The sequence below is a fragment of the Streptomyces sp. NPDC015532 genome, assembly GCF_043078065.1.
In the GTDB taxonomy this organism is placed as follows: domain Bacteria; phylum Actinomycetota; class Actinomycetes; order Streptomycetales; family Streptomycetaceae; genus Streptomyces.
This window is the reverse complement of record NZ_JBIBSY010000006.1, coordinates 115,460-133,965: the sequence shown is the minus strand read 5'-3', so window position 1 is coordinate 133,965 and position 18,506 is coordinate 115,460. Positions and strand designations below refer to the sequence as shown.

At 69.9% G+C, this 18,506-nt stretch carries 16 protein-coding genes and 1 pseudogene; 6 read left to right on the top strand and 11 right to left on the bottom strand.

All coding sequences use genetic code 11. The features are described 5' to 3' along the window. Positions 1-34 precede the first annotated feature (34 nt). From mgtA to ACF07B_RS20825, 5 genes are read right to left on the bottom strand one after another with little or no spacing between them, the layout of a single operon-like run. A complete protein-coding gene (gene mgtA / locus ACF07B_RS20845) occupies positions 35-2,653 on the bottom strand; it encodes a magnesium-translocating P-type ATPase (protein ID WP_392179984.1) in 2,619 nt (872 codons plus the stop codon). After that, entirely contained in the window at positions 2,635-5,055 is a 2,421-nt protein-coding gene (locus tag ACF07B_RS20840) for a phosphoketolase (protein WP_392179983.1), read from the bottom strand. The genes mgtA and ACF07B_RS20840 overlap by 19 nt, the downstream gene beginning before the upstream one ends. A gap of 26 nt (positions 5,056-5,081) precedes the next feature. After that, positions 5,082-5,807 (bottom strand): ANTAR domain-containing protein, encoded by a 726-nt coding sequence (locus ACF07B_RS20835; protein WP_392179982.1) that lies wholly within the window; start codon positions 5,805-5,807, stop codon positions 5,082-5,084. A 31-nt stretch (positions 5,808-5,838) separates the two neighbouring features. After that, positions 5,839-6,618, bottom strand: coding sequence for a GAF and ANTAR domain-containing protein (locus ACF07B_RS20830; RefSeq protein ID WP_392179981.1), 780 nt, complete (start codon positions 6,616-6,618; stop codon positions 5,839-5,841). A 35-nt stretch (positions 6,619-6,653) separates the two neighbouring features. After that, positions 6,654-6,980 carry a hypothetical protein gene (locus tag ACF07B_RS20825; protein ID WP_392179980.1) on the bottom strand — a complete coding sequence of 109 codons (327 nt, stop codon included), beginning with the start codon at positions 6,978-6,980 and terminating at the stop codon, positions 6,654-6,656. An 893-nt stretch (positions 6,981-7,873) separates the two neighbouring features. Between ACF07B_RS20825 and ACF07B_RS20820 the strand changes: the two genes are divergently transcribed. The 3 genes and pseudogenes from ACF07B_RS20820 (at position 7,874) to ACF07B_RS20810 (ending at position 10,335) form a co-directional block, all read left to right on the top strand. Next, positions 7,874-8,152 carry a hypothetical protein gene (locus tag ACF07B_RS20820; RefSeq protein WP_392179979.1) on the top strand — a complete coding sequence of 93 codons (279 nt, stop codon included), beginning with the start codon at positions 7,874-7,876 and terminating at the stop codon, positions 8,150-8,152. A 390-nt stretch (positions 8,153-8,542) separates the two neighbouring features. Beyond that, positions 8,543-8,711: pseudogene (locus ACF07B_RS20815) on the top strand (MerR family transcriptional regulator); the annotation flags it as partial. 385 nt (positions 8,712-9,096) lie between these two features. After that, entirely contained in the window at positions 9,097-10,335 is a 1,239-nt protein-coding gene (locus tag ACF07B_RS20810; protein WP_392179978.1) for a PP2C family protein-serine/threonine phosphatase, read from the top strand. A 318-nt stretch (positions 10,336-10,653) separates the two neighbouring features. Here the strand turns inward: ACF07B_RS20810 and ACF07B_RS20805 are convergent, their stop codons facing one another. From ACF07B_RS20805 to ACF07B_RS20795, 3 genes are all read right to left on the bottom strand, one after another. Next, entirely contained in the window at positions 10,654-11,187 is a 534-nt protein-coding gene (locus ACF07B_RS20805) for a hypothetical protein (protein WP_392179977.1), read from the bottom strand. Positions 11,188-11,318: 131 nt separating this feature from the next. Then, the gene (locus tag ACF07B_RS20800) at positions 11,319-11,744 is read right to left on the bottom strand and encodes an STAS domain-containing protein (protein ID WP_392179976.1); all 426 of its coding nucleotides are present in this window, start codon (positions 11,742-11,744) and stop codon (positions 11,319-11,321) included. A gap of 394 nt (positions 11,745-12,138) precedes the next feature. Further along, positions 12,139-12,999, bottom strand: a complete 861-nt coding sequence (locus ACF07B_RS20795) for an SDR family oxidoreductase (RefSeq protein ID WP_392179975.1) — start codon at positions 12,997-12,999, stop codon at positions 12,139-12,141. Positions 13,000-13,087: 88 nt separating this feature from the next. Between ACF07B_RS20795 and ACF07B_RS20790 the strand changes: the two genes are divergently transcribed. Then, complete coding sequence (locus ACF07B_RS20790) at positions 13,088-13,816, top strand: TetR/AcrR family transcriptional regulator (RefSeq protein ID WP_392179974.1); 729 nt, start codon at positions 13,088-13,090, stop codon at positions 13,814-13,816. A 231-nt stretch (positions 13,817-14,047) separates the two neighbouring features. Here ACF07B_RS20790 and ACF07B_RS20785 read toward each other — a convergent pair whose 3' ends face one another. Then, positions 14,048-15,010, bottom strand: a complete 963-nt coding sequence (locus ACF07B_RS20785; protein WP_392179973.1) for a zinc-binding dehydrogenase — start codon at positions 15,008-15,010, stop codon at positions 14,048-14,050. Positions 15,011-15,105: 95 nt separating this feature from the next. Here ACF07B_RS20785 and ACF07B_RS20780 point away from each other — a divergent pair, with 95 nt between their 5' ends. After that, on the top strand, positions 15,106-15,744 hold the full coding sequence (locus ACF07B_RS20780; RefSeq protein WP_392179972.1) for a TetR/AcrR family transcriptional regulator: 639 nt from the start codon (positions 15,106-15,108) through the stop codon (positions 15,742-15,744). A 138-nt stretch (positions 15,745-15,882) separates the two neighbouring features. Here ACF07B_RS20780 and ACF07B_RS20775 read toward each other — a convergent pair whose 3' ends face one another. After that, complete coding sequence (locus tag ACF07B_RS20775; protein WP_392179971.1) at positions 15,883-16,398, bottom strand: MarR family winged helix-turn-helix transcriptional regulator; 516 nt, start codon at positions 16,396-16,398, stop codon at positions 15,883-15,885. 148 nt (positions 16,399-16,546) lie between these two features. Between ACF07B_RS20775 and ACF07B_RS20770 the strand changes: the two genes are divergently transcribed. Continuing rightward, positions 16,547-17,062, top strand: coding sequence for a YceI family protein (locus ACF07B_RS20770; RefSeq protein ID WP_392179970.1), 516 nt, complete (start codon positions 16,547-16,549; stop codon positions 17,060-17,062). 282 nt (positions 17,063-17,344) lie between these two features. Here the strand turns inward: ACF07B_RS20770 and ACF07B_RS20765 are convergent, their stop codons facing one another. Next, positions 17,345-18,232, bottom strand: coding sequence for an SMI1/KNR4 family protein (locus ACF07B_RS20765; protein ID WP_392179969.1), 888 nt, complete (start codon positions 18,230-18,232; stop codon positions 17,345-17,347). Between the last annotated feature and the right edge of the window lie 274 nt (positions 18,233-18,506).

The following is an 18,506-nucleotide window of genomic DNA, read 5'->3' as shown; positions in this document are numbered from 1 at the left end:
CGCTGATGACCTCGGTGACAGCACGTCACCAGGGTCACAGCGGTCCGGAGTGACTGAAGCGGCCGGCCCGGCGCTGGATGCGGTGCCGGAGGGTGCGGTGGCGTACCGGTGGTAGCGAGGCCCGCGCGTCGGCACGGGCGTAGAAGACGTGCTTGGCGCTCTCGATCAGCACCAGGTAGAGCACGACCATCAGGGCCAGGGTGAGGAGGAGCCCGAGCGGCAGGGACTGGAAACCGAGCGGCCCCGCGAGCGGCGACATCGGCAGCGCGACACCGACGGCGACGACGGCGAAGGCGCTGACCATCAGGGGGCGGCTGGGCCGGCTGCGGTAGAACGGTACCCGGCGGGTGCGGATCGCGAAGACGACCAGGGCCTGCGTGGCGAGGGACTCCACGAACCAGCCGGAGCGGAACAGGGACGCGCCCGTGTGGAAGATCTCGGTCATGACCGCGAAGGTGAGGAAGTCGAAGACGGAGCTGACGGGCCCGAAGAAGAGCATGAAACGGCGGATGAAGGCGATGTCCCAGTGCGAGGGCGCGCGCAGCTGCTCCGGGTCGACGTGGTCGGTGGGGATGGTCAACTGCCCGGCGTCGTAGAGGAGGTTGTTGAGCAGGATCTGCGAGGGCAGCATCGGCAGGAAGGGCAGCACCAGGGAGGCTCCGGCCGCGCTGAACATGTTGCCGAAGTTGCTGGAGGTGCCCATCAGGACGTACTTGATGGTGTTGGCGAAGATCCGGCGGCCCTCGGCGACCCCGTCTGCCAGGACGCCGAGGTCCTTCTCCAGGAGCAGGACGTCGGCCGCGTCCTTGGCCACGTCGGTCGCGGTGTCCACGGACAGCCCCACGTCGGCTGCGTGCAGGGCCAGCGCGTCGTTCACGCCGTCGCCCAGGAACCCGATGGCCCGGCCCCGGTGCCGCAGCGCCCGTACGACCCGGGCCTTCTCCTGAGGTGAGACGCGGGCGAAGACGGTGGTGGTCTCGGCCGCCCTGGTCAGCTGGTCGTCGTCCAGCTCCCCGATGTCCCGGCCGGTCAGGGCCCGGCCGGGCGGCAGACCGAGGTCGGCGCAGACCTTCTGCGCGACGAGCGCGTTGTCGCCTGTACAGATCTTGACGGTGATGCCGAGATCGGCCAGGCGTTTCAGCGAGGCGGCGGCACCGGTCTTGGGCGGATCGAGGAAGACCAGGAAGCCGGCCAGGCACAGCCGGTACTCGTCGGCCGCGGTGAGGGACGTCTGCCCGTCGGCGTCCCTGGTGGCGACGGCGACGACCCGGCTGCCCGCCGCGAAGTGTTCCTGGAGCACCACCGCGGACTCGTCCGGTACGTCCCCGCAGCGGGCCAGGACCGCCTCGGGCGCCCCCTTGGCCACGAGCAGGCGGCTGCCGTCCGCGCGCTCGACGAGCGCGGAGCCCAGCTGCCGGTCGTGGTCGAAGGGCAGCAGTGCGAGCCGGTGGTGACCGGCCGGGGGAGTGCCCGTGGCCTGCCACAGCGCGCTGTCCAGCGCGTTCCCGCCCACCTGGTCGAGGTCGCCCTCGGCGGCCAGCAGGCCCAGCTTGAGCACCGTGTCGGAGGGCGCGCCGGCCGGGTCGAGGGCCGCCTCGAAACGGATGCGGCCCTCGGTGAGCGTGCCGGTCTTGTCGGTGACCAGGACGTCCATGTCGCCCAGGTCCTCGATGCACACCAGCCGTTTGACGAGGACCTTGCGCCGCGCCAGCTGCCGTGAACCGGTCGCCAGACTCGTGCTCACCACGGCGGGCAGCAGCTGCGGGGTGATCCCCACCGCGATGGCCAGCGAGAAGAGCAGGGCGTCGAGCAGCGGCCGGTGGAGCAGGAGGTTGACGACGAAGATTCCCGTGGTGAGGGCGGCGGCGACCTTGAGGAGCAGCATGGAGAAGCGGCGAAGCCCCGCCTGGAAGTCGGTCTCCGGCTGCCGTTCTCCCAGCCCCAGCGCGATCCGCCCGAACTCGGCACGGCCCCCGGTGGCGACGACCACTCCGGTCGCGCCGCCCCCGTGCACCACCGTCCCCATCAGCGCACAGGACGTCAGCTCGGCCAGCGCCGCCCCCGCGGCGACCGGCTCCGGGGTCTTGTCGACAGGGGCGGACTCCCCGGTGAGGACGCTCTCGTCGCAGGCGAACGCCGTGCACTCCAGCAGGCGCAGGTCCGCGGGCACCACCTGTCCCAGCGTCAGACGTACGACATCGCCCGGCACCAGCTCGGTCACATCGACCTCGGTGGCCGCGCCGTCCCGGACCACGACGGCCGTGTGGCGCACCCGCGAGTGCAGGGCCTGTGCCGCCTTCTCCGCCCGGTACTCGTTGACGAATCCCAGGGCCACGCTCAGCACCAGGATCCCCGCGATGATGATCGCGCCGGTCCGCTCTCCGAAGAAGTACGAGACCCCGGCCGTCACCGCCAGCAGGATCAGCAGAGCGCTGCGCAGTTGCCGCCCGAGAAGTGCCAGGACGCGGACGTGGTGTGTGCGTACGGCGTTCGGCCCGACGGCCGCGAGGCGCTCGGCCGCCTCACCCGCCTCGCCCCCCGACAGTCCGTCGGGACCGCTCGCGAGCGCGGCCAGCACGGCCTTCGCGTCTTCGGTGGCGGCGTCCCCCACCCGCATCTCCGCCACCAGGGTGGTCACTGGCTCCAGGTCCATTCGGCGACCTCGGGCAGGTCCTCCCCGTGGGCGCGGATCCAGTCGTGATGGCGATGGCGGACGTCGACCATCCGCTGCCGCAGCGCCGCGGCCCGGACCGCGAGACCGGGCACCCGGTCGATGACGTCCATGACCAGCCGGTACCGGTCGAGGTCGTTGCGTACGACCATGTCGAACGGGGTCGTCGTGGTGCCCTCCTCCTTGTAGCCGCGCACGTGCAGGTGCGGGTGATGGGCGCGCCGGTAGGAGAGCCGGTGGATCAGCCACGGATAGCCGTGGTACGCGAAGACGACGGGCTTGTCGGGGGTGAACAGTGCGTCGTACTCGTTCTCGGACATGCCGTGCGGGTGTTCCTCCGCGGGCAGCAGCCGGGCGATGTCGACGACGTTGACCACCCGTACCGCGAGTTCGGGCAGCTGGACACGGAGCAGCGAGGCGGCGGCCAGCACCTCGAGGGTGGGTACGTCGCCCGCGCAGGCGAGCACCACGTCCGGCTCGCCGCGCTCGGACTCGGTGCCGGCCCAGGACCAGATCCCGGCGCCGCGGGCGCAGTGCGCACGGGCGGCGTCGAGGTCGAGCCAGTCGAAGCAGGGCTGCTTGCCCGCGACGACGACATTGACGTAGTCGCGGCTGCGCAGCACGTGATCCGCCACGGACAGCAGGGTGTTGGTGTCCGGTGGGTAGTAGACCCGCACGACCTCCGGGGACTTGTTCAGCACGTGGTCGACGAAACCGGGGTCCTGATGCGAGAAGCCGTTGTTGTCCTGGCGCCACACGTGCGAGGTGAGCAGGTAGTTGAGGGAGGCGATCGGGCGGCGCCAGGGGAGCCTTCGGGCGACGCGCAGCCACTTGATGTGCTGGTTCGCCATGGAGTCGACGATGTGGACGAAGGCCTCGTAACAGGAGAACAGGCCGTGCCGTCCGGTGAGGAGATAGCCCTCCAGCCAGCCCTGGCAGGTGTGTTCGGACAGGATCTCCATCACCCGGCCCCCGCGTTCCAGATGCTCGTCCGTCGGCAGTACCTGGGCCTCCCACGCCTTGCCGCTCGCCTCGTAGACGGCCTGGAGGCGGTTGGAGGCCGTCTCGTCCGGGCCGATCAGCCGGAAGTCCCGCCGTTCGCCCGTGTCGGCCATCACCCGGGCCAGCAGGTCGCCGAGGACACGGGTCGGCTCATGCGCCGTCGCGCCGGGCTTGTCGACCGGGACGGCGAACCCTTCCAGGGGCGGGAGGGGCAGGTCGTGCAGCAGCAGGCCGCCGTTGGTGCGGGGGTTGACGCCCAGGCGGTGCGCTCCGTCCGGAACACAGGCCACGACCTGCGCCCGGGGGCGTCCGTGCTCGTCGAAGAGTTCCTCCGGCTGGTAGGAGCGCAGCCACTGCTCCAACTGCCGCAGATGGTCCGGATTTTCGCGTACGGCCGACAGCGGGACCTGGTGCGCCCGCCAGGTGCCCTCCACCGGGAGGCCGTCGACCTCGGCCGGTCCGGTCCAGCCCTTGGGGGTGCGCAGCACGATCACCGGCCACCGCGGGCGTTCGGTGACGGCGGAACCGGCGCCTTCGGTGCGGGCGGCGTGCTGGAAGGCGGCGATGCGGTCCAGGGCCTCGTCCATGGCGCGAGCCATCGCCTGGTGCACGGCATGAGGGTCGTCCCCGGTGACGTGGAGGGGCTCGTGGCCGTATCCCCTGAGCAGGGAGTCGAGTTCGGGCTCCGGTATCCGGGCCAGGACCGCCGGGTTGGCGATCTTGTAGCCGTTGAGGTGCAGGATCGGCAGGACGGCACCGTCCCGTACCGGGTCGAGGAACTTGTTCGAGTGCCAGGAAGCGGCCAGCGGGCCCGTCTCGGCCTCGCCGTCGCCGATCACACAGGCCACCAGGAGCCCCGGGTTGTCGAACGCGGCCCCGTAGGCGTGCGCGAGGGAGTAGCCCAGCTCTCCACCCTCGTGGATCGATCCGGGGGTCTCGGGCGCGACATGACTGGGGACGCCGCCCGGGAAGGAGAACTGCCGGAAGAGGCGGGCCATGCCGGCCGCGTCCCGCGTGATGTCCGGGTACGTATCGGTGTAGCTGCCCTCCAGCCAGGAGTTCGCCACCACGGCGGGCCCACCGTGACCGGGCCCCCAGACACAGATCGCGTCCAAGTCCCTGGCTTTCACCACCCGGTTGAGGTGGGTGTGGACCAGGTTCAGTCCCGGTGAGGTGCCCCAGTGCCCCAGCAGCCGCGGCTTGACGTGCTCAAGAGCCAGGGGCTCGGTCAGCAGCGGGTTGGACAGGAGGTAGATCTGCCCGACGGCCAGGTAGTTCGCCGCCCGCCAGTGGGCGTCCAGCGCGGTCAGTTCCTCCTCGTCGATGGTGTCGCCGCGGGCCGGGGTGTCGAGCGAAGTCCCGCGAGGGGGGCCGAGTGGCATGACGAACCCTTCTTGAAGAGGGTTGCTCAGGAACTTCGGGAACTGAGGCCGGGGAGGAATTCGGTTTCGTCGATGAAGGCGCGGGCGACATCCGAGAGGCGGCGGTTGTGGGAGCGGGCGTAGGCCCTCAGGGTGGTGAAGGCCTGTTCCATGTCCGTGTGGCGGCGTTCGGCGAGTTTTCCCTTGGCCTGTTCGATCAGGACGCGGCTGTTGAGGGCCGTCTGCAACTGCTCGTTGAGGAGCGTGTTGCGCTCGGTGGTGCGTTGTTGCAGCAGGCTGATGGTGGCGACGTCGGCGAGGGCCTGGGCGAAGGGTGCGGCGGCGGGGCTGATGGGCGCCGGGGTGGCGTGGAAGAGGTTGAGGGCGCCGACCACCTCGTCGCGCAGGCGCATGGGCAGCGCTTGGACGGCGGTGAAGCCGCTGCGCTGAGCCTGGGCGGTGAACAGGGGCCAGCGGGCAGCCTCGTTGCGCAGGTCGTGGACGGAGACCGCGATTCCGGTGTGGAAGCAGTCCAGACAGGGGCCTTCGTGGTTCTGGAGCTGGAAGAGTTCCAGCAGGCGCACCCGTTCGTCGGAGGCGGCCATGACGCGCAGGACGCCGTCACGGTCGGCGAGCAGGACGCCCGCCGCGCTCGCGTCGAGCAGGTCGACACAGCGGTCGGTGAGCAGGCGCAGGAAGTCCATGAGGTCGAAGTCGGCGACGAGACTGTCGGCGAGCTCGACGAACGTCCGGGCCATCAGCTGTTCCTTCATCGTGCACATCTCTGTGGATGGGGCGTGAGCATCAAGGCTCCTCGTCGGGGGGTCGTGCCTCCGGCGGTCGGATGTCGGACGGAGTCGTGTCCGGGGGGAGGCGGAGCCGGTGGGCGACCACGTCGGCGGCGACCACCGAGATCGGTGTCCCCCGGGCGTACGCGTGGGCGCGCAGCCGGATGAAGGCTTCCTCGAAGCCGACGTCGAGCTGGACCATGAGGATCCCGGTGGCCTGGTCGATCTCGGCGCGGTACCCGCCCAGGTCGTCGAAGGGCGCGGTGTCCGGCCGGTCGGTGCCGGCCGCGTCGGTGTCGGGCGCGCGGGTGTCGAACGGGACACCCGTCTCACTGATCCGGGCATCGAGCAGAATCAACGTGGCAGCGTCGGCGAAGGCCATCGCATCGGCCACCTCCTCCGCGTCCAGCTCGACCGAGATGCTGGAGTACAGGTCGAGTACGCCGGGGCTGACGGCCCCGATCTGCAGAGGGAAAGCGAAGACCGCTCTGGCACCGGCTTCCAGGGCCGCGTCGGCGAACACCGTCCAATGCCGCTGGAGTTCACCGGCCAACAGGTCGGGGCAGAGCACCGTCGAGCCGAGGACGTAGGCGTCCACGCACGGTCCCTCGCCCAGCGTGAGCTGGAGTTCTTCCAGATGCTGACTGACGGAGTCGGTGCTGCACAGCGGATGACTCGCCCGGTCGCGGGACATCGCGGACATCCCGGCCCCGCCGACCGGCAGTGCCGCCACCGCCGCCGTACACACGTCGAGGACGCCGACCCGGGCGCCGCGCAGCGCCGCCTGCTCGGCCACGAGAGCCTGGATCCGCGCCGACCGGCTGCCCGGTATCACCGCGACCACCGGGTCCAGGAGCGGAGACCAAGTCCCTTCGGCCTCACCGCCGTTCGCACCCCCGAGGGGATCGCCAGGGCCAGGAGCACGGCGCCGTCGGCCGCCCTGCGGCCGTCTCCGGCGTCCCTCCGGTCCCAGCGGCGGAGAGCGGCCAGGATGGGCTGGTCAGGCCGGTCCGCCAAGGTGACACCGGGTGGTGCCCGGTGCGCGGTGAGCAGCGGTTCCCGCAGCGGCCGGGGGGATTCTCCGGTCGTGGCGCTGGTGACCGGCGCCCGGTTGTCCGTGTCGTGCCGGCAGACGTTCAGGATCGGTGGGATACCCATGGGGCAGGGTGCCTCGGTTCACGAGACCGTACCGGGTACGCGGTACGGTCGTACGGTCGTGCAGGCAGGCGAATGACCGATCCAGCAGCCGATGTTCCGGACCGTAGGACCCAGCCGGTCACCTCGGGATGCGCGGGGCGGGCGGACGGGTGATCCGCTCTCCGCAGGCATGGGGGGCAAGCAGTGGTGGCCCGCCGGGGTCTGGGACGTCCGTACGCAGCATAGTCCCGAGGCCGGTCTCCTGGTGGGTCCGGAGAGGGCACCGCGATGTAAACACGGCGGTGGACGGCTCCCATGCCGTGCCGGGGCGTTGACCACAGGTGAAACACCGTCAGCCGGGCAGCCGACGCGGGTTCTCCGCCGAAGAGGCCTCACCTACCCCGCGTTCAGCGGGAGAGATAGCCCGGTACTGCCTGAACGCGAGCCGGGGTTCCTCGGTCTGCGCGTTGGTCGCCGTGCTGTCGGTCAACGCCCGACTGACTCTCTTGTCAACGCATTCTCGACAAGCGGGAGTTCCGCGAGCTGGGCGGGGGTCGCTGGGCGAACGGAGCCTCGGCGGGGGCGTTCACCGGCTCGGCCGATGGCGCCGGCAGGATGCGGTCCTCCCGCCAGGACGGGCCCATCATGGCGGCGAGCAGGACGAAGGAGGTCGAAGCCGGAACGATCACCGCGTACATCTGTACCGCCCTGCGGCGGTATGCGCGCGATGCGGCGGACAGCACGAGGGGGCTGGACGGGCGTCAAGTGGCCATCCGCTTCCGGCCACTTCCGACCGCTTCCGTCGGACGCCGAGGCCACGGTGCGCTATCCGCAGGCCCTTGGAAGGGCTACGCTGTGTGAACAGGCCCTGGCCCCCGGCAGTGATGGTTTGTTCCGCTCCGGGGAGGCCCGCCGTGTTCGTTCTGTTTCTCGTGCCGATCGTCGTCCTGTTCGGCCTCGGCTTTCTCAATCCCCTTTGGTGGGTGGCCGCGGCCGCGTTGCTCTTCGGCGCCAACCGTTACGGCCGAGATCGCGGGGGAGGCTGGATCCGTGGCGACGGTTCCGATCACAGGGGCTACCGGGACTATCAGGCGCGCTGGGACCGGCAGGACCGGTGGGACCGCCGCTACAGCCGACAGAACCGGGCGCGCTGGAGGCGCGAGGAGCGTCGGGACCACGAACGCCGCGGGTGACCGGTTGGCCGCCCCGTCGTGCGGTCGGCGGCCGTGTCAGGGGTGCGCCACTCGCGGATCCCACTCGCGGATCCCGGCTGCCCGGATCATCCGCTGTCCCTCTTGAGCGGGATGTCCGTCGATGCGAGCCGCGCCCCTTGGAAGGTCGCGGTCTGACCGCCCCGCCAGTTCGGCTGTGGCAACGACTCCGGCGCAAACACGCCGGAGTCGCCCTTCCAGGCGGCTGCACGTGAGAGTGAGCCAACCCAACATCCATGCTACTGCGGGTGGCGCGGTTCGTACTTTCTCCCAGGGGTCGCGCCAACCGCGCTCTCCTCTGGCTTACGTGATCCATCCGGCACCGAGGACATGGCCCACGGGTGACGTGACGACGACTACCCCGCCTACACGATGGGGCGGGCCGCCGAGATGCTCGGCACCACCCAGGGCTTCCTCCGTGCCATCGGCGAAGCCCACCTGGTCACCCCACTGCGCTCCGAAGGCGGGCACCGCCGCTACTCCCGCTACCAGCTGCGGATCGCCGCGCGCCCGGGAACTCGTCTACCAGGTGACCCCCATCTTCCTGAGCATCGCCAGCACTCTGGCCGTGCTCCTCTTCTGGCCGTGCTCCTCCTCCCGTCGGACCGGCGGCCCGTCCCGCTGTGGATCGTCTGGACAGGCGCGCCGGCCGGTTCGGCTTCCACGAGATCTGGCATGCCGAAGCGCAGGACTCGGGGACGGGTCCTGGCTGCACCTGGTCCGGGAGAGGCTGGTGGGCGGGGCGGAACCCGGGTTCCGTGATGCGATGTGACCTGTCCGATGATGGACTTTGCACAGGTCGTTCGCACCTGCGGGGCGGAGTCCTGAGCGTCATCGAGCAGTGAGGAGCCGCTGTGACCGCAAGAACGCCGGACAGCGGGCGGGCCTCTCCTCCTGCGAAGGGCGGGGGTGGCCGGGGCGGGGCGATGACCTTGGCGGGGACGCTGGAGGCGGCGGAGGCTGCGGCGCCGGTGGAGTCGCTCGACGTGGTCGCGCGCATGCTCAAGGAACATCTCGGGGCGAAGTCGGTGTCATTCCTGATCACCGACTTCAGCGGTGGCTCGGTCGTACGGCTGGGGCTGGCGGGCAGCGTCGATACCGACGAAACCGCCCGGCGCATCACGCTGCGGGGCACCCTGTACGACGACGTGATCCGCACCCAGCGGCCGGGTGTGGAGGACAAGGGCGAGGACGCGCTGGTGCGGATCGTCGCCCCGGTGACCAACCGCGGGGACGCCATCGGGCTCCTCGAACTGTTCCTGCCCGCGGCTCCGGACGCGGAGGTGATGCGGGAGATCGGCGAGACCGCGCACGCTCTGGCGTACATCGTCATCGCGAACCGCTCCTTCACCGACGTCTACCAGTGGGGCCGTCGCACCACCCCGCTGAGCCTGGCCGCGGAGATCCAGCACCGGCTGCTCCCGGCGTCGCTGGCGTGCGAGGCGGCGCAGTTCGCGGTCGCCGGGGCGCTGGAGCCCGCCGACCACGTCGGAGGTGACACCTTCGACTACGTGATCGACCGGGACACCGTCCAGCTCTCCATCACCGACGCCATGGGTCACGACGTCGACGCCGCACTCCTGGCCACCCTCATGGTCGGGGCCCTGCGCCGGGCGAGGAGGGCCGGTGCGAGTCTTGAGGGGCAGGCCCACGAAGCCGACCGTGCTGTGAGGGAACACGGCCGCGAGGGTTATGTCACCGGCCAGCTGCTGCGGATCAATCTGATCGACGGCGGTACCGAGTTCGTCAACGCCGGCCACCCCTGGCCGCTGCGGATGCGGGACGGCCAGGTACGAGAGATCGTTCCGAAGGTCGACAGGCCGTTCGGCTTCCACGCCCCTCACACCTACCGGGTGCAGTCGCTGGACCTGCGGCCCGGGGATCGGCTGGTGATGCTGACGGACGGCATGCTGGAGCGCAATGCCAAGACCCTGGATCTGTCGGACATGATCGTCCGCAGCCGTGCCCTGCATCCCCGCGAAGCCGCTCGCGCCCTCATCGGGGCGATCGTCGACGCCGGCCACGGTCACCTGGAAGACGACGCGACCGTCATGTGCCTGGACTGGTACGGCACTGGCTACTCCCAGCGGGACGCCGACACCGGCGCCGACCTCACCGACGCCTCACAACCGTCAGGGACGGGCCGGACCAGTCCCGGGCGATGACCCTGGGCGGATGGCGAGGAAGACGGCGACGCGGTCGCTGTGCTGCGCGTTGAGCCAGGTCGATGAGGGGCGCCGCGGGACCGACCATCGCCAGGATCACGACCGTCTGCATGATCCTCACCTCCTCACCTCCTCAACGGCTGACACGGCAGCGTGGCGGCGGCGGGCGGGATCCGTGGACGTACGAGAGGTGCGGGGCCCCTGCCAGGTGTGAGCGGGACGACCGTGTGCCCAAGTCCACCACACCGATCCGGGCACCACACAGGGCCGTCGGCTCGGTGACCAGCACCTGGATGCCGGCCGACCGGCTGCCGGGCCTCACCCAGGCCACCGCGTCCAGGCATCGTGCGCAAGTACCTCCGACCTCCGGGAGGTTGATTTGCCGGCGGGAAGGATCAGCACCCGGAGCGGCGTGGTGCCGGTCGGCTTCCAGAACGCTCCCACGTCCAGCCACCCCCAGGAACGGCGCGTGGTGAGGGTGGGGTGATCGGCCCGGTCCACCAGGGTGGCGCCGAGTGACGCCTGGTGGTCGGCCAGCAGCCGCTCCTGCAACCGGCGGGCCACGTGCGCGTTCTGCGGGTGCGGGGGGATCAGGATGTCGGTGATCGCGAAGACGCCCTGAGCCGCTGCGAGTTGTTCGACGCCGCGCGGTAGGGCTCGGTCGAACCCGATCCGCCCGAAGGCGTCGCTGAGCATCGGGGATCCGAAAGCACATCCCACCAGTCCGTCCGTCTCCGCGATCACCATCGCGAAGCCCGGCCGCCGGATGTCGGCTGTGAGACGGTCCAGGAACTGCCGGCGGCTGGGACGGCCGTACGCATCAGGACGCGATGATGTCTCGTGGGAGTCCACATACAGTTCCGTCAGCTTCCCGCTCAGATCCTGTGCCAGCCCGCGGTTCACCCGACGTAACCGGACCGCGTCCAAGATGGGCGATTCGCAGCCACGGGGCTTTCGTGGCCGTCCCCGCCCCGCCCAGGCCGTCACGGCGCATCACCCGAGAGCGCAGAGGCAAGTGGAACAGCCCGGCGCCGCGGGGTCTGAGCGGTCGGGGCCGGGACATCCCCGAGGGGAAGTGACAGCTGCCCGAGAGGATCGTCGAGGAGCAGGAACCCGGAGCCGGTGAGGTCGAGGATCAGACCCAGCGTCGGCGGCGGGTGGTGGAGTCGCAGGGTCCCGCCGGTCTCGGTGGTCTGCTGCGCGGCGTGGAGGAAGACGTTGAGGCCGGTGCAGTCGCAGAAGGTGACAGGGGTGAGGTCGATGTCGATGGTGCGGATGCCGTCGCTCAGACATCGCGCCAGTGCCGTGCGTACCAGCGGGGCCGATTCCAGGTCGATCTCACCGGCCAGGGTGATCAGTACCCGCTTCCCTCGGTCATGGCGATAGACGGCGAGCTGCGGTCGGGGCATGATGCCTCGATTCGGTGGACCATCCGGCAGCGGACGAGGTGACGCCGGGGATCCCGGCCCCCCATGGCGCGCTGCCTACAGGGCGTACGTTCGCGGAGGCGGAGCAACGGACGGTCCGACAGCGCACCGGAACCGCCCAGTTCCTCCAGGGATGCGACGGGTCACAGACGAAGAGTCCGCTCCCTGCAGCCATCTGTGTCGAGCAACGACAAGCCGCCAGGGTCTGGGACGCCCGAACAGCAGCATAGTCCTCGACCCGGCCCGGCGGACGCCCGGCAGCCATCCGTTCCTCGTACCCGGGCGACGCCTGGACATTTTGCCGCGCGAGTACATCCGTGCCCTGCCTGATCCTTGGGTCAGTCGTTTTCCCATGCCTTCTGCGCCTCCACAGGATCTATTCGGCCCAGGCACGCTCCAGCAGGGCGCCGAAGGTGGCGGGCTCTCGGCCGATCAGCTCGGCCAGCGTCGAGTCGACGGCGGTGAACTCGCCGTTCCGGGCCGCTGCGAAGATGCTCACCATCAGGTCGGCGATCGGGGCCGGGGCACCGTGCGCCAGTGCCTGCTCGCGGAAGGCCTCGTCGGGGACGACGGTGCGGGTGAAGGGCCGTCCGGTGGCCTGGGACGCGAGCTCGGCGATGGCGTCGAAGTCGAGCGTCGCCGCGCCGGTGAGCGGCGGGGTGGGCCCCTCGAATCGGCCCTCCTCGGTGAGGATCGCCGCGGTGGCCTCGGCGAGGTCGTCGTGGCCGGTCCAGGCGACGGGACCGTCTGCGGGGAGGGCGATGTCGCCGGTGTGGCGGGCGGACTCCAGGAAGTGCAAGGCGCTGGCCGCGTAGAAGCCGTTGCGCAGCGCGGTCCAGGGCAGGCCGGTGGCGCGCAGAAGATCCTCGGTCTGGGCGTGGTCCCGGCATGCCTGGAAGCGGGAGTCGTGGGCGGCGCCCATCTGGCTGGTGTAGAGGATGCGGCCGACGCCGGCCTTCACGGCGGCGTCGATGGCGGTGCGGTGGCCGGTGACGCACTCCTCGCCGATGCGGTCGAGGGAGACGAGGAGCAGCTGCTCGGCCCCCTCGAAGGCGTGCACCAGCGAGGCGAGGTCGTCGAAGCTGCCCTGCCGGACCCGGACGCCGCGGTCGGCGAGGTCCTGGGCCTTGCGGGGGTCGCGGACGCTGACGCCGACGCGGTCCGCCGGGACGCGCTCCAGGAGGCGTTCGACGGTGCGGCGGCCGAGCTTTCCGGTGGCTCCGGTCACGATGATCATGAGGTTCTCCCGACGGTGTTTCCAGTGGAATCATTTCGACGATAACACTGGAATATCAATGGAACCAAGTCTTCGATATCATCGATTCATGGCCACGCACGACATCACCGACAGCCCTCGTCGCCGCATCGTCGAGGCGGCCGTCGAGCTGCTGGAGAACGGTGGCCCGGACGCGGTGAGCACCCGCGCGGTCGCCGCCGCGGCCGGAACGCAGCCTCCGGCGATCTACCGCCTCTTCGGAGACAAGGAGGGGCTCCTCGAGGCCGTCGCCGAGCACGGCTACGCGCAGTTCCTGGAGCGCAAGCGCGCACAGCTCGACTCCGGCCCGCAGGACGCGCTGGAAGACCTGCGCCGCGGCTGGGACATGGTGGTGGAGTTCGGGATCTCCCGACCCGAGCTGTTCGCGGTGATGAACAGGGCCACCAGCCGGGGGGCGGACATGGCGCACCGCGCGGGCCTGGAGATCCTCCACGGCCGGGTGCGCCGACTGGCGGCCGAAGGGTGGCTGCGGGTCGATGAGGAGCTGGCCGCCCAGATCATCCAGGCCACCGGTCAAGGCACGGTCACCACCTGGCACTCCACCCCGGCAGAACGCCGCGATCCGGCGCTGCTGACCGCTCTTCGCGAGGCCATGGTCTCCGCCATCACTCGCGCGGAACCGACGATCCCCGCCACGGAGTCCGGCCCCGCCGCGGCGGCCCGCACGCTGCGCGCCGCTCTCCCCGACGATGCCGATGTCCTGAGCGACGCCGAACAGTACCTGCTGCGCGAGTGGCTCACCCGCCTGGCGGCGGACAGTGGCGCCCCGTACGCCTGATCGCGCCCCAGGACCCCTCGTGCTCACCCGGCAGTGCGAGACGGACACCCGTGCCCGCTTGGCCTTGGCGTGCGAGCGGGCCTGCGGTCCGGACGCCGATCCAGCTTGAGCTGCCTTCACTTCTCCACGCAGTACGGCCGGTTTCCCGGGGGCCGGTTCGAACTGCCTGGAGTCCGTCGCCCGGCAGGTACAGGTACCCGTGTCGGCAGGAGCGGAGGAGAGAGCGCGGGGCTACGGTGTCAGCACGATCCTGCCGAAGACTTCACCCGCGTCCATCTTCTGGTGCGCCAGCGCAGCTTCGTCCAGAGGAAGCAGTGCGTGCACCACCGCTTCGATCTCGCCGCGGCCGGCTGCGCCGAACTGCTTGCCGCGCACGGTACCCAGCTCGGCTGGGGTGACGGTAGCCGCGCTGAAAGCGGCGAAGGACATCGACTTCTGGAACGCCGCCATGATCTTCGTCCCGAAGTCCGCAGGCGGCTGACCTGCGACAGCGCCCACGGCCACCATGCGGCCGTTCGGGTTGAGCCTGTCGAAGAACGACGGCATGTCCTCACCGGCCACCACGTCGATGATGACGTCATAGCCCGGGGGAGCCTCTTTTCCTCCGTCGCCGGAGCGGTCCAGCACGTGGGTCGCGCCGAGACGGCGCAGCCGCTCGCCGCGCTCGGACGACGATGTCGTGACCGCCACCGCGGCGGCACCACCGCGAGCCGCGAGCTGCACTGCCATGATCCCGATACTGCCGGCCGCGCCACGCACCAAGACCGTCTCCCCGGGAGCGAAATGGGCGTGGCGAAGCCCGAAGTGGGCCACCGCGCCGGAACTGCCGAGCGTCACCGCGGCAGCGGCGGACAGGCCGCTGGGCAGGGGAAGAATCTGCTCGACCGGCACGATGGCCTGTTCGACGTAGCCTCCGCCGGTGCCGGTGAAGCCCCACACCCGCCGGCCGATCCACGACGCGTCGACGCCGTCACCGACCGCGGTCACGGTGCCCGCCACCTCGCTACCCGGGATGTGACCCTCCTTGAAGCCGTAGGCGGCCAGAGCCCCGCTTCGGATCAGGGTGTCGACACCACCGACGCCCACCGCCTCGGTGGCTATCAGTACCTGCCCGGCAGCAGGCGTGGGTGTTGGCAGGTCGACAACAGCCAGACCGTCAGGACTTCCGAACGTCTGGATCGAGATTGCCTTCAATGTGGTCTCCAGGTTCCCGGACAGCTCAAAATGCGAGAGCTTCTACGTCTCGGACGGTAACGGACGCCCCCGTCCGTTTAGGTAAAGTGAGAGCGGTGACCGACCGTTTGCCTCATACGTTGCGCTCCGACGCGCTGGACAACCGCGAACGCATCCTCGACGCGGCCCGAGCGCTGTTCTCCACCGACGGCCTGGACGTGCCGATGCGGGAGGTCGCGCGGCGTGCCGGGGTGGGACCCGCCACCTTGTACCGTCGCTTCCCGACCAAGCAGATGCTGGTCACCGAGGCCTTCGCGGATCAACTGAGCGCGTGTCGGGCCATTGTCGACGAGGGGTGCGCCGATCCTGATCCCTGGCGTGGCCTGTGCCTGGTGATCGAGAGGATCTGTGAGCTGCACGCACGCGATCGGGGTTTCACCGAAGCCTTCCTGTCGACCTACCCGGAGGTGAAGGATGTCGCCGCCGGCCGGGAGTACACGGTGAAAGCAGTCGCCGAACTGGCTCAGCGAGCCAAGGAAGCGGGGCACCTGCGCTCCGACTTCGTCCTGGACGACCTGATTCTCATCCTCATGGCCAACAAGGGGATCCACGCCACATCGACCGCCGGCCAGGTCAAGGCCTCCCGACGCTTTTCAGGGCTGGTGATCCAGGCGTTCGAAGCCTGCCCTCGGCATGCACCCCTACCACCCGCGGCACGACTGGCATCCGGACCACCCCACGGCCTGTCGCGGTAGAGGCCCGATTCACCGTGGCGGAACCTCTGCGGTGATCTTCGCGACCCGCGGCGGACCGATCCGGCCGCCGAGGCGTCATGCCGCTGACCGTCGGCTCCGTCTCGAGTTCTGGCGAGTTCCAGGTCCGGTTCCCTGTGGCTACTGCTTCTGCTTGGTGGTGTGCTCCTCGGAGCCCTGGCTCGTCGGCAGCAGGTACTGCAACTGCGTGTACCGCTGAGCGCAGGCCGTGTGCGCGATGGCCTCGGCGACAGCGTCGGCGAGGGGGCGGGATGCTTCGCCCAGCAGCGTTCGGGCCTTGTCGGTGAGTGCCACCTCGACGCCGCGCCGGTCGCGGCACGCGGAGTTCTTGGTGATCAGTCCCGCGTGCTGCAGGCAGGCCACCTGGTAGGTCAGCCGGGTCTTGGGGCGTCCCAGCAGTTCCGCGATCCGTGTCATTCGCAGGCTGGAACCGGGCTGATCGGCGAGCAGGCACAGCAGCAGGAACTCGTCGTGCGAGATCCCCGTCGCGTCCTTCACCCGTGAGCGGAGCTGTTGCTCGATCGTGCCGGCCGCGGCCAACAGCCGCATCCAGGAGCGCAGTTCGGCGGGCAGGAGCCCGGCGTCGTCCGATGGCTCGCGCTCGGGCTGATCGGCGGGGGCGGAAGAGTCGGCCATGGTGTCACAGTCTAACGGTTGTCCATTTTTGGATAAACCGCTAGCGTGCGGGGAGTCATCCAAATTTGGACTACTGGGCTGCGGTCCCGGCACTTGCGTCGCGGATGCGGCTTCCCCGTTCCCATCCTCACTCTTATGGAGAACCCCCATGACCGTCGTCATAGAAACCGGCTTGTGGCAGCTGGATCCCGCCCGGTCCACCGTGGCTATCGCGCATCGGACGATGTGGGGTCTGGTGACGGTGAAGGGTGCCTTCGGCCATGTCACCGGAGAGGGCGAGATCAAGCCCGACGGGACCGCCCACGGTGTTGTCAGTGTGGACGCGGCGTCTCTGGACACGAAGAACGCGAAGCGGGATGAGCACCTGCGCGGCAGTGAGTTCTTCGACACCGAGAACCACCCGACTCTCGCCTTCGCCGTCAACGGCGCAGCGGTGCCCGAGGACGGCACCGCCGAGATCGTCGGTCAGCTGACCGTCCGGGGTGCCAGCAGCGCGCAGGCCGTCACCGCCCACGTCACCGCGTCGAGTGGCGACGCGATCAGCCTCGCCATGGAGTTCACCGTGGACCGGGAGCAGTTCGGGATGGTCTGGAACCAGCTGGGGATGATCCGCGGCCTGACCACCGTCACCGCGACGCTCACCTTCGCTCGCGCGGTGGTCTGAGGAGCCAACGGGCTCGCGCCCTGACGACCAGATCCTTCCCAGCCGGGGCGGCCGGCCGACAGAACGAGCCGCCCGGCTCGCGGTCTTGCGCCGGCTCGGCTTCTACGACCACCGGCGCAGGCACTCCACTATCGGCTACCTCACCGGTCGCCTTCGAACAGAGATCAACTACGCCGGCCATCGCTGCATGACAAGCGGTGTCCATGATCAAGGTGGAAGCCCCGTGAGCGGCGAGGGCGGAACCGAGATCATCCGCTGTCCCTCACGGGCTCGGCTCGCCCGCTACTCCTCGCCCTCGTCCGTGACCGCGTCCCAGGACGGCAGGGTCGTTCCGGCCGCCGTCGTTATCCGAAGCACCTCACATCCCATGAGCCGAACAGCGGCGACGAGACGCCGGCGAACCTGTTTGCTGTCCTCGGGTGGGAAGTTGATTCGGATCTGGTGAGGCCGGGACGCGTCGTAGGTCAGCAGCCAGTCGGCATCGACCATCGCGAAGTGGTCTTGTCTCGCCTCGTCGTGCTCGGAGCTCCACGAGCCCCGGTCCGTGGTGGGAGCCAGCGTCTCGCGCAGGATCCGTAGCCGATCGGGGTGGGACAGGGGGCCTTCGGACAGCCGCAGGCACCGGTGGGTGCGGGTACGGAAGGCGTTGAACCACGGCGCCAGGTTCGGCTCCATGCTTCCGAGCAAGCCGGAGCTTACGCGTCCGCCGGCCCAGCCCTCAAGGAAATCGGCCGCGCCCATCCGATGGGTCTCGTACCAGCCCTCGCTGCTCCACACCACCACAGGCCACTGCTCCGGAACCCCGTCGGTGAGCCAGCACAGCCGGTCGGCGTCCATGGTGGTGCCCCAGATCAGCAGCCCACCCGGAGCGGGGTGCAGTGGATAGGGGTAGCGCTCAGGGTCCCCTTCCGGAGATCCCGTGGGGTGGGGACTCTGCCACTGGATGCCGTTGTGCCTGTTGGTTCCGAACGGAGTCCGGAGGTAGAGGAAATCGCAGAACTCGCCCCAGCCGTAGGCTTCGACGAGTCGCTTGTAGTCTTCCGGCAGCCGGGTACCGATCAGGGTCTCGACGGTGATCCAGTCCCCGTGGGCGTCCACGGGCGCGGCCGGCGGCGGCACGAGCCGGACCAATCGGTCGCAGTACGCCGTGCTGGGCTTCGCATCCGCCATGGCGGGAGCATAGGCATCCCCCGGCGATGAGATCGACGAGATTTCAGGCCGGCGGTGGAGCGCTCGCCCGGATCCCCTCGCGGCCGTCCGTCCAGAGTGGTGAGGGCGAGCGAACGGGCGTGTTCTGACCCATGCGGCTCAACGCACTGCGCCGCTGCACATCGCACGCCGCCGTCGCCCGGCCGACGCACTACTGCGCCGACCTCGCGGTTGTTGCGCAACACAAGGTTGCGTATCCCTGACGCGAGGGCTAGGGTGATACGCAACCGATGGT

Coding starts and splice junctions, on each gene's coding strand:
- mgtA (WP_392179984.1), bottom strand. CDS start 2,653: ATGGACCTGGAGCCAGTGACCACCCTGGTGGCGGAGATGCGGGTGGGG.
- ACF07B_RS20840 (WP_392179983.1), bottom strand. CDS start 5,055: ATGCCACTCGGCCCCCCTCGCGGGACTTCGCTCGACACCCCGGCCCGC.
- ACF07B_RS20835 (WP_392179982.1), bottom strand. CDS start 5,807: ATGAAGGAACAGCTGATGGCCCGGACGTTCGTCGAGCTCGCCGACAGT.
- ACF07B_RS20825 (WP_392179980.1), bottom strand. CDS start 6,980: ATGGGTATCCCACCGATCCTGAACGTCTGCCGGCACGACACGGACAAC.
- ACF07B_RS20810 (WP_392179978.1), top strand. CDS start 9,097: ATGACCTTGGCGGGGACGCTGGAGGCGGCGGAGGCTGCGGCGCCGGTG.
- ACF07B_RS20800 (WP_392179976.1), bottom strand. CDS start 11,744: ATGCCCCGACCGCAGCTCGCCGTCTATCGCCATGACCGAGGGAAGCGG.
- ACF07B_RS20795 (WP_392179975.1), bottom strand. CDS start 12,999: ATGATCATCGTGACCGGAGCCACCGGAAAGCTCGGCCGCCGCACCGTC.
- ACF07B_RS20790 (WP_392179974.1), top strand. CDS start 13,088: ATGGCCACGCACGACATCACCGACAGCCCTCGTCGCCGCATCGTCGAG.
- ACF07B_RS20775 (WP_392179971.1), bottom strand. CDS start 16,398: ATGGCCGACTCTTCCGCCCCCGCCGATCAGCCCGAGCGCGAGCCATCG.
- ACF07B_RS20770 (WP_392179970.1), top strand. CDS start 16,547: ATGACCGTCGTCATAGAAACCGGCTTGTGGCAGCTGGATCCCGCCCGG.
- ACF07B_RS20765 (WP_392179969.1), bottom strand. CDS start 18,232: ATGGCGGATGCGAAGCCCAGCACGGCGTACTGCGACCGATTGGTCCGG.